Origin of the sequence: Persicitalea sp. (assembly GCF_041751555.1) — a bacterium.
Lineage (GTDB): Bacteria > Bacteroidota > Bacteroidia > Cytophagales > Spirosomataceae > Persicitalea.
In genome coordinates this window covers 1-8,246 of the sequence record NZ_JBGSXF010000482.1, presented here as the reverse complement: position 1 = coordinate 8,246, position 8,246 = coordinate 1, and the positions used below count along the sequence as shown (strand labels likewise).

Annotated in this window: 10 protein-coding genes and 1 pseudogene; all 11 read left to right on the top strand. The window is 55.8% G+C overall.

What is annotated here, in order from left to right; genetic code table 11:
- Positions 1-179: 179 nt before the first annotated feature.
- Positions 180-800 carry a hypothetical protein gene (locus ACEW8P_RS17015; protein ID WP_373514271.1) on the top strand — a complete coding sequence of 207 codons (621 nt, stop codon included), beginning with the start codon at positions 180-182 and terminating at the stop codon, positions 798-800.
- Positions 801-862: 62 nt separating this feature from the next.
- A complete protein-coding gene (locus ACEW8P_RS17010) occupies positions 863-1,834 on the top strand; it encodes an NAD-dependent epimerase/dehydratase family protein (RefSeq protein WP_373514270.1) in 972 nt (323 codons plus the stop codon).
- Entirely contained in the window at positions 1,834-2,745 is a 912-nt protein-coding gene (locus tag ACEW8P_RS17005) for a helix-turn-helix domain-containing protein (RefSeq protein ID WP_373514269.1), read from the top strand. The genes ACEW8P_RS17010 and ACEW8P_RS17005 overlap by 1 nt, the downstream gene beginning before the upstream one ends.
- A gap of 87 nt (positions 2,746-2,832) precedes the next feature.
- A complete protein-coding gene (locus ACEW8P_RS17000) occupies positions 2,833-3,510 on the top strand; it encodes a hypothetical protein (RefSeq protein WP_373514268.1) in 678 nt (225 codons plus the stop codon).
- 36 nt (positions 3,511-3,546) lie between these two features.
- The gene (locus tag ACEW8P_RS16995; protein ID WP_373514267.1) at positions 3,547-4,734 is read left to right on the top strand and encodes a hypothetical protein; all 1,188 of its coding nucleotides are present in this window, start codon (positions 3,547-3,549) and stop codon (positions 4,732-4,734) included.
- Complete coding sequence (locus tag ACEW8P_RS16990) at positions 4,731-5,432, top strand: hypothetical protein (RefSeq protein WP_373514266.1); 702 nt, start codon at positions 4,731-4,733, stop codon at positions 5,430-5,432. The genes ACEW8P_RS16995 and ACEW8P_RS16990 overlap by 4 nt, the downstream gene beginning before the upstream one ends.
- A 103-nt stretch (positions 5,433-5,535) precedes the next feature.
- Positions 5,536-6,195, top strand: coding sequence for a hypothetical protein (locus ACEW8P_RS16985; RefSeq protein ID WP_373514265.1), 660 nt, complete (start codon positions 5,536-5,538; stop codon positions 6,193-6,195).
- 174 nt (positions 6,196-6,369) lie between these two features.
- Positions 6,370-6,636 (top strand): annotated as a pseudogene (locus ACEW8P_RS16980) (hypothetical protein); the annotation flags it as partial.
- Positions 6,637-6,644: 8 nt separating this feature from the next.
- Positions 6,645-7,208, top strand: a complete 564-nt coding sequence (locus tag ACEW8P_RS16975; RefSeq protein ID WP_373514264.1) for a Crp/Fnr family transcriptional regulator — start codon at positions 6,645-6,647, stop codon at positions 7,206-7,208.
- Positions 7,209-7,289: 81 nt separating this feature from the next.
- Positions 7,290-7,745 (top strand): hypothetical protein, encoded by a 456-nt coding sequence (locus tag ACEW8P_RS16970; protein WP_373514263.1) that lies wholly within the window; start codon positions 7,290-7,292, stop codon positions 7,743-7,745.
- An 11-nt stretch (positions 7,746-7,756) separates the two neighbouring features.
- On the top strand, positions 7,757-8,246 hold a 490-nt coding region (locus tag ACEW8P_RS16965), incomplete at its 3' end, for a DUF4386 domain-containing protein (RefSeq protein WP_373514262.1).

Below are 8,246 nucleotides of genomic sequence, written 5' to 3'. Positions count from 1 at the left end.
AGGGTGGCCCTGCGTTACATCGCCTCCTACCTGGGAATCGAGCCCGAAAGCCTCAGCCGCATCCGCAAACGTATATTTGACCAGCAGCGAAAACCCTAACCCAAGTCAATTTTTAGGGAAGCGGCCCGGCCGACCTTTGTACTGTTCAATTTGTTGTTCACAACCCAAACAGTACAAAGATGAAAAAGACAATCTTCACCGCCGCTTTTCTGCTGGCCACGTTATTCGCCAGCGCCCAGGATGCCAAGCAGCCCGTGTATGGCGAGTTTGGGCTGGGCTTCGGGCAAACGCTCTTCCTGGGCGACACCAAGACGCTGCTCAACGATGCTTTGGGCGGCATGTTCGACCCCGGCATCACCTCCAACCTGATGATGGCGTTCTACTACGCGCCACAAAAGTGGAAGGGGCTGGGCGTCGGTTCGCGCATCAAGGGTTCGATCGCAACCAGCGTGACGGGCGACTTCGGCGACAGCTATTTCTTCAACTACTACAACCTGTCGGCCTCAGCCAAGTACTACGTCAGCCGCGAATTCAATCGGGGGCTGTACGGCCGGGCGGGGGTCGGGTTCGGCCAACTGACGACCAAACGCGCCAACGAAACGACCAACGCCTACGTCCACCAGTTTGCGGTCGGCACCACGCTGACCGGGAGCATCGGGTACTCTCTGCCCGTGCGGCGCGGGGCTTTGAGCCTGGAAGCAGAGTACGAGGGTTCGTCGCGCAACGGCACCATCGACCGCCTCGGCGACCAGATGCTTCGCAGCGGGCAGGTGGCGCTCAACCTTATTTATTCCTTCTGACGCCCATTCACCCGTAAGCGAGGCGACAATTTTCAATCAAAAATAATTTTAACAAAAAAAACATGAATGTACTATTCGGAACGGGCCAACTCGGGTTGGCTCTCATGGAAAAACTCCACGAAAAAGGGGAGCCAATCCGCCTGGTCAACCGGAGCGGCCAAACGAAAGCGCCGCTCCCCACCGGCGTGACGCTGGTGCAGGCCGATGCCACCGACGCCCGGCAAATCGAGCAAGTCACGGCGGACGCCACGGTGGTCTTTATTGCGCTGGATGTGCTTTACCAGCATTGGGATACCTTCTACGAACCCATGATGGGGGCGTTCGTAGAAGCGATGAGCGGCAGTAAGGCGCGGCTGGTGTTCGGCGACAATATGTACGCCTACGGCAACACCCTGGGAAAACCGATGATGGAAAATGCCCCTTACCTGGCCGACACCAAAAAAGGCGGGGTGCGGGCGAGGACGGCCTCCCTGCTGCTGGCGGCCCACGAGGCCGGAAAGGTGCGGGCCACCATCGGCCGCGCCTCCGACTTCATCGGCCCGCGCATCACCAAAGGGTTCTTCGGGCTGGATTTCCTGAACGCCCTCCACGCCGGCAAGAAGGTGTCGCTGGTAGGAAACCCGGATAGGCCGCACACCTTCACCTACATCGACGACTTTGCCGCCGGACTGCTGAAACTGGGCGAAAGCGAGGAGGCGCTGGGCAAAGCCTGGCACATTCCCAACGCCCCTGCTATCACGCCGCGCCAATGGCTGGGACTCTTCGAGCAACAAACCGGCAAAAAAGCCCGTATTCAGGTCGCGGGCAAAAATACGTTGCGGGTACTGGGTCTGTTCAATCCGCTGCTCAAAGAACTGGTGGAGTTGAGCTACCAGTTTGAGCAGCCCTACCTGGTGGATCACACGGGCTTTGCCCGGCGGTTCGAGCTGCCCTACACCGAGCCGGAAGAGGTGGTGGCCAGGACGCTGCGCTGGTATAATGAGCAACTCCGTCCCGCAACTGCAATAAACGTGTCAGCATTAAGTACCCCATAATGGACATCACCACCTATCGGGAGTTCGACGACTACTACCGGGCCGGCAATGGCCTGGTGCGTTCCCGGCATCCCGACTTCCACATTTTCCGCTTCAATGAACTGGGGCCGCGACTAGTGGACCGGATGGGGCCTTTTAAAACCAATTACTACCAGTTTGCCATCGTGAATCGGCTGAACGCCAGAGTGTCGGTGTTCGACAAGAGTTTGGTTTCCGAAACCTGCTCGCTGATCGTTTTCGTACCCGGCCAAATCATTGAATGGACCAAAACGGGCGATTGGGACGGCTACGTCGTCAATGTCAAGGCGGACTTTCTGGGGCCTTTGCTGGTCGATAATTCCCGGTCGGACAGCTACGGTTTTTTGTTCGACAGCCAGCCGTTGATTTGTGAGATGGATAAAAGCCAGTACGACCGCCTGGCGGGATTGTACGAGTTGATGCTCGCCGAGCATAAAGTCATGCGGGCGGAGAATATCCAGGTCATCAAGAATCTCATGCAGGTTTTGGTCGTGTTTTTGAAAAGGGTGATTCAGGACGGAAAAGCCGAAGGGGGATCGGATTCCCTTCCCGATAAATATCCGTTCGCTCAGTACGTGGAGGTGGCGTCTCGCTTCAAAAGCCTGGTGGTGAAGGGCTACCAGACCGCGAAGTCCGTTCAGTACTACGCCGAGAAGCTGGGTGTGACCTCCGCTTTCCTGAATAAAAGCACCCGTTCCCATTTTGGCAAATCGGCCAAAGAAATCATTCAGGAGGTACTCATGATCCACGCCAAAACCATGCTGAAAAATTCGGAGGTGGGGGTGAAGGAAATCGCCTACCAGTTGAATTACACCGACTACAGCCATTTCGTGAAGTTCTTCAAGGCCCAAACTGGGTTCAGCCCGGCGCAGTACCGGGAAAGCGGAATCTGATTTTTACCTAACAAACAACCATTTGTACTAACGGCAAGCACTTTATTGTCAGGTACTTTGCATTGTACTAAACTAAAATTAAAACCAATGAAAAAGCAAACCATCACATTCACCGCGCTAATCATGGCCAGCCGACTGGACAGCGCCCAAACACAAAACACAATAACCATGAAAACGCTATCCGTTGCACTCTCGACCTTGTTTACCTCTCTCTTACTTACCGCCCTAACGCCCGACAGCCACGCGCAGGGGGCTGGCGATGGCCGATACAATCAACCTATACCCAAAAAATGGGGGGTCGAGGCCGACTTGCTGGTACCCTTCGTGCCGGAAGCCAACATCATTACGGTTCGCGCCACCCGAACCATCGTGGGGCGACCCGATGCGGCACATGGCGATTTACTGCTTGGCGTTTACCTACGCCCCAATGTCACCCACAACATCGTCGATAAGATCGACGAATACCTCCTTACGGCGGGCTACCGGCAGTACCTCTTCAAAGGGTTCCACATCGAGGGGCAGGTCGATACGGGCTGGGCGCGGGGAACGCACAACAAAATCGACGGGAAAGACTACGAGAATTTCACCGTCCTGGTGGAAGGCCATGCCGGCTACAAGTTCAGTTTCCGCTCCAAACGCTCGTACAATTTATACCTGCTGCCGCAGGTGGGCATCATTCAGGGAGCCATTACGAACATCGGCCCGCGCGGAAGCAACAGCGACACTTTTCTGTCGGCCAAAGTGAACATTGGGATTGCCTTTTAAGTCAATCGGATCCGTTCACCCTAAAATCCTGAAATTATGAAACGCCGAGAATTCATTATCCAAAGTGGCACAGTGCTGACGGCTGCGGCCCTGATCAGTACGTTTTCCGGGCTGCCCACGCACGCCGAGGCTGCCCAAGCGGGCAAGCCGACCCGTCGGCCCGACCCGAATGCCTTCGCTCAGCCCATTATGAAGGCCATTGCCTGGGGCGTCAATGCGCCCAGTCCGCACAACACGCAGTCCTGGAAATTTGCCATCCTGGGCGATCTGACCATGCTGCTCTACGTGGATGAGCAGGTGCTGCTGCCCGCCACCGACCCCCCGTCGCGGCAAATCCATCTGGGGGCGGGGTGTTTTATCGAAACACTGGCGCTGGCCGCTACCACGATGGGCTACGAAACGACGGTCGAAATGTTTCCCGAAGGCTACGAGTCGGACCAGGACTTTGGGCGAAAACCCGTAGCGCACCTCGCCCTGCGCGAATCCACCGCAACGCCCGACCCACTGGCAACATACATTACGGTACGGCAAACCAATCGGCAGGTTTACAGCGGTCCCCGGATCACGCTGTCCGAGTTTGCGGAGTTGACCCGGCTGGCGGGCCGGGGTCACGCCGAAGTGGTGTTCAAACATGAGTCGCTCGACCCGTTTTTAGCCATGTTTTACGAAGGGCTGGACGTCGAATCCCGGACGTTTCGCACCAATGAGGAAACCCGGAAACTATTCCGGTTCACCGAGCAGCAGATGGCCGAGAAAGGCAACGGGCTTAGTCTGGGCCAGATGGGTTATTCGGGAATTATGAAGGCCATCGTGACGCGGGCCGTCAATTACGGCGACCCTAAAAAGTGGCACAGTGTGCGGTCAATCGACGCATCGATGAAAAAGATGAAAAAAGGTATCGACAGCACGAAGGGCATTGTCTTCTGGATTACGCCCACCAACACCTATCTGGATTGGGTGCAGACCGGCCGCGACTACGCCCGCTTCGCCCTCGCCCTGACGAGCCAGGATTTGTACGCCCACCCCTACAATCAGGCCATCCAGGAGTACGACGAAATGAAACCCTTGCGCGACCGCCTGAACGAAATCATGCAGATTGTGAACCCGCAGAAGATTCAGATGGTAATCCGGATTGGGCGGGGGCAGGTACCCTTTTATTCCTACCGTCGGCAAACGTTCAACATCAAAGACAGTAAAACCAGCAAGTTAACGCAACAACCATGAAAACGCCAAGCACCTTTTTCATTGCGGCCCTGGTCCTGTTACTGGCCCAGCGGCCCGCTATGGCCCAAAATTCACTGGCTCAGCAAACCCGGGTCGAGGTTAGTCTGGGCGTGGCCACGCCCTCTCTCGGCCGGGGGGCTGAGTTGCTGCGGGCCAAAGCCCTGCGCCAAAGCGGATTGAGTTACTTCGCCCGGCCCGATGGCAGCCGCCAAGTGGTGGGCAGCTACGGCAATCAGTTCGGCTGGGCGTTAGCGGTGGCGTTTTACAAGCCTATGGGTCTGCGCGGACTGATGCTGGGAGCCGCCGTGCGAACCTCGCTCACGGGTTCGCAGCCGAGTACCGGAGGCTACGAAGAAGGCTATTACTTCAACTACGTTTCGGTTGGGCCTGCCCTGAAATATTACCCATTTACCCACTCGAAGATGTTTGTAAAAGCCGAAGGAGGACTGGGGTCGGTGTTTACCAAAAACCGCTATCGAAACGCAGAAGGAGCGCAAAACTTCTTCCATCAGTTTGGTATCGGCAGCACCTACGGAGCCGGGCTGGGGTATTCTCTAACGCCTTTTTGCAATCAGAAAACCAGCTTAGACATCCAGGCCATCTACCAGCAGTTCAACACGAGGGTCGAGGTCAACGGCATTGGCGACGACCAATGGCGGTTTGGCTCCCTGAATGCCGGGGTGGCCCTAAGTTTTTAGTCCAAACGTAATCTGATTTTTACCTAACAAACGACCATTTGTACCAACGGCAAGCACTTTATTATCAGGTACTTTGCATTGTACTAAACTAAAATCAAACCCAATGAAAAAGCTAACCGTCACTTTCATCGCGCTGCTCATAGCCGCGCAACTGGCCAACGCCCAAACTCAGGACTGGAAACAGGAAACCAAAGTCTCCGTCCTGTTCGGACTCACGCAACCGCTATTTGCGTCCGGGTTCAACATCGAGGGTAACTTCATCCACAAGCGGTTCATCTTCGATTATTCCCACGGGGCCGCGCTCAAATTTTCGGGCAACCTGGTCACCGACGAATTGCGAAAGCAGGGGCTATCCGTCCGGGTACCCTGGACTACCGGTTTTGGCCTGGGCTACCGCTTTACCAACTGGGTCAACCTGCGGGTGGAACCCAAATGGCACCGCTTCGAGTACTATTACGACGGCGAAGCCCAAAACAAAGCCAATCGCATCGCGGCCAACAATACGTTCAGCCTGGGCCTGGGGTTGTACGGCTTTTACCAGCCCTTCAAGAACCAGGACAATGCGTTGAAGGGTCTGACCGTTTCGCCGAGCATCCGGTACTGGCCGACGGTGCGGTCGTCGTTTACCAATGACCGATTTACCTACATCAACAAGAACACCGACCAAACCGAGACGCTCAAGACGCTCGATTCGGGCATCGGCTTCACGCCCCTGATCGTGAATCTGAGCGTGGGCTACACGTTCGGCCTGAACAGGAAGTAGGGACCTTTGACAGCCCATTCAATGCGCAAAGCAATTCTGAAGCCAGTTTCAGCGGGCTATTTCCGTCCCAGGCAGTTCGAAGAAAAACTTTACACAGTACTGGGGGTCAGGCATTTCATCCGCCTGACCCCGCCGGTACTATAGGCAAAACTTCGTGGTAAACGCCCGAAGACGACCCTAACCAGAAGGCGAGTCTTACGGTATTACCGCGAAACGATGCTCAACGAAATGGCCCACCTGATTCCTTTTCTGGTTTTGCTGGCCGTGGCTGTTTACGCCTTTTCAATCCGTGAATCGGCGGCGGGACTAGTGTTCCTGATTTTGAATATCCCGGTCAATCTCTACCCCGTTTTTCTGATGCGGCTGAACCGAATCAGGATAGCCCGCGTACTGGGCTGGCAGCCGGACGAGTTGCTGAATCAGTTGCTTGACTCTAAATAAAACCACACATGGAAAACCTCATCGCCTACTTTCAACAGTCGGGCTTTACGGCAGCCGAAGCCCGGGAAGTCGCCAATTTCTTCAAAACCAAAACCTTCGCCAAGGGCGAGCATTTTTTGGAGGAGGGCAAAACCGCCCGGCACCTGGCCTTCATCAGCCGGGGGCTTTTCCAGTTTTATTTCCTGAAAGACGGCGACGAACGCACGACCTACGTGGTGGGGGAGAACAATTTCCTGGCGTCGCTCAGCAGTTTCATCAGCCAGGTTCCGGCCAGGGAATACGTGCGGGCGTTGAGCGACAGCGAGGTGTGGCAAATCCATTTTGACGATTTGCAGCATTTGAAAAACCACAATGCCAAGTTCCAAATCTTTTACATCGGCGTATTGGAACACCTCTTGATTTGCATCGACGACAGCCGCCACAAACTCATCGCCCTCACCGCCGAGGAGCGCTATGCCGCCCTGATGGACGAAGAACCCGAACTTCTGCAACAGATTCCGCTACAGTACCTGGCCTCCATCCTGGGCGTGACGCCGCGCCACCTGAGCCGCATCCGAAATAATATCCGCTGAAAATCGCTTTTGGACATTTGTCCGGTATTCCCCTTTTTTAGCCCCCCAACTTTGTATCGTCAAACCAAACAAATAGACGATATGAAGAAAACGCTCATCGCCGCCAGCCTGCTGGCCGCTTCTTTTTCCGCCCCGGCCCAAAGCCGCCTCTCGACCCACGAGTTGAGTATCAACGCCTTTCGCAACCCGTCCATCGGGTTGGAGTACCGCTACAAGCACCTGTCCGTCCACGCGGGCTACTACCCGACCAACTTCACTTCCGGCGTCACGACGGAGTTTATCCGCACGGGCGTCACGCTCTGGTTTTTGCCCGTCGGCAAGCGCGAGAACCCGTCGTCCTTCTACACTTCGGTCTCCTACGCCCGGGGGTTAACCCGCGAGTACAAAGAAAAAAACGCGGTGATGCCCGAAGTGGGTTTTCGCTGGATGATTTACAAGGGTCTCAATTTCCGGATTGGCGTGACGGGGCTGGCCGCGCCGGGCGAAAGCTTCAAGGTCAACCCCACGCCGGGGCTTAGTTACTCCTTCTTTTTTTAAATCGAAAAGTCATGAAAACTTCCAGCATTTCCACCGAACGAATCACGGGTATCCTGCTCATCGCCGGCACGGTGGGCGTCATGATTCCGTACACGCTGCTGACGATGACCTTCGACTACCCCAACATCCTGCGCCAGGATACGGGAACGGTACTGACCAAATTCCACGACGGCGGCAACCCGTTGATTTGGACCTGGTTCACCTTCGGCCTTGCTGGTTTGCCGCTGCTGCCCGCCTTTGTTTTGTTGGGAAAATCGCTGGAAAACAAATCCCGGCTAATCGGCCTGGCGACCACGCTGGGCGTCATCGGACTGGTCGTGCAGATGGTCGGGCTTTTGCGCTGGACTTTCGTGGTTCCCATTTTGGCCGACACCTACGTGCAGGCCGCCGATGCGCCAACCAAAACCGCCGCAGTGGTGGCCTTCCGACTGATTCACCAGTTCGGCGGCGTGCTGCTCGGCGAGCATTTAGGGCAGCTTTTTACCGTCCTTTGGACGGTGC